At 42.5% G+C, this 1,279-nt stretch carries 1 protein-coding gene; it reads right to left on the reverse strand.

The features are described from left to right. Positions 1 to 1,188: IS21 family transposase (istA, locus tag H5158_RS22540; protein ID WP_182740967.1), on the reverse strand; the 1,188-nt coding region annotated here is incomplete at its 3' end. Positions 1,189 to 1,279: the final 91 nt, after the last annotated feature.

The following is a 1,279-nucleotide window of genomic DNA, read 5'->3' on the forward strand; positions in this document are numbered from 1 at the left end:
CTGTGTTGTATGCCCACCTAAATGATGTGAGCGCGGATGCTGTGCGATTAAGGTATCGTCATGATAAAGCTGTACTAGCTGATTGGTTATGTGTGCGCGTAATTGTTTCTTAACCCACTGATACGGCACACTGTAATAATGTTTTTCTATTTCAACATGATAATCAATGTGTACTCGCACCGTTTTGATTTGTGTATAGTGATAGGGCTTTTCAGGCAATGGCTTTAATGCGCTTTTATCCACCCTATCAAAAAGCTGTTTACGTGATTGTTGATATTGCTTCATCACCTTATTGTTCATTACATCAAGTAGCTTTGCTATTTCTTGATTTAGGTGCGCTAAGCTGTAGAAGGTTTGGTTACGCAGACGTGCCATGATCCAACGCTCAACAATTTGTACACCGACTTCAGCCTTTGATTTATCTTTGGGTTTATAAGGTCTAGCGGGTATGACAGCGACGTTATAATACTCGGCTAATTGATGATAAGTGGGGTTTAGATCAGGCTCGTAGCGACAGGGTTTACTAACAGCACTTTTTAAGTTGTCGGGAATAACAAGTTCAGGCACACCGCCTAAAAACGCAAAACAACGGGCATGACTCATCACCCAGTCTTCAAGTTGCTGGCTATACGTTGCCTCAGCATAGGTATAGTTTGATGCGCCGAGCACGGCAACAAATACTTGAGCAGTCCGTGTTTCCTGCGTTGTGGGGCACGTGATGGTCAGTGTGGGGCCACAATAATCCACAAACAGCTTTTCACCACCTTTATGATGCTGCCGCATCGACAACCGTTGTTTCCCCACCCATTCCCGATAGGCGCGGCAGAAGTGGCTATAGCTGTAATAAGGCTCAGCGACTTTCTCACGCATTTCATCGAATACTAACTGCAACGTCAAATGTTTGTGCTGCTTTAAATCCTTATTGATGGTGAGCCAGTCAGGTGTTGGGTATCTTTTTTGACGGGGTGAGAAGTCCCTGATTTTTGTATTAAGAAACGTACCGTGTTGTTTATCGTCAGGTAACGGCCATTGGTTTAACCCTAACTCATTGGCCTTTTTAACGTAATTAGCCACAGTGCCAGGGGAGATATTTAAGCTTCTGGCAATCTCTCGATGGGATAATTTTGCTGAATATTTCAGCCGTAAAATAGCATGTAATTTACTCATAGATATAGGTCTTGTTGACATTATTGTTATCCTCATCAAATGATTTAGATAACGGTTTAACATACCTACAAAAATGATAAAACGTGAACTCGGTTACGAGTGGCATTAAGCT

Source organism: Pseudoalteromonas sp. SR45-6 (genome assembly GCF_014163545.1).
GTDB lineage: Bacteria > Pseudomonadota > Gammaproteobacteria > Enterobacterales > Alteromonadaceae > Pseudoalteromonas > Pseudoalteromonas rhizosphaerae.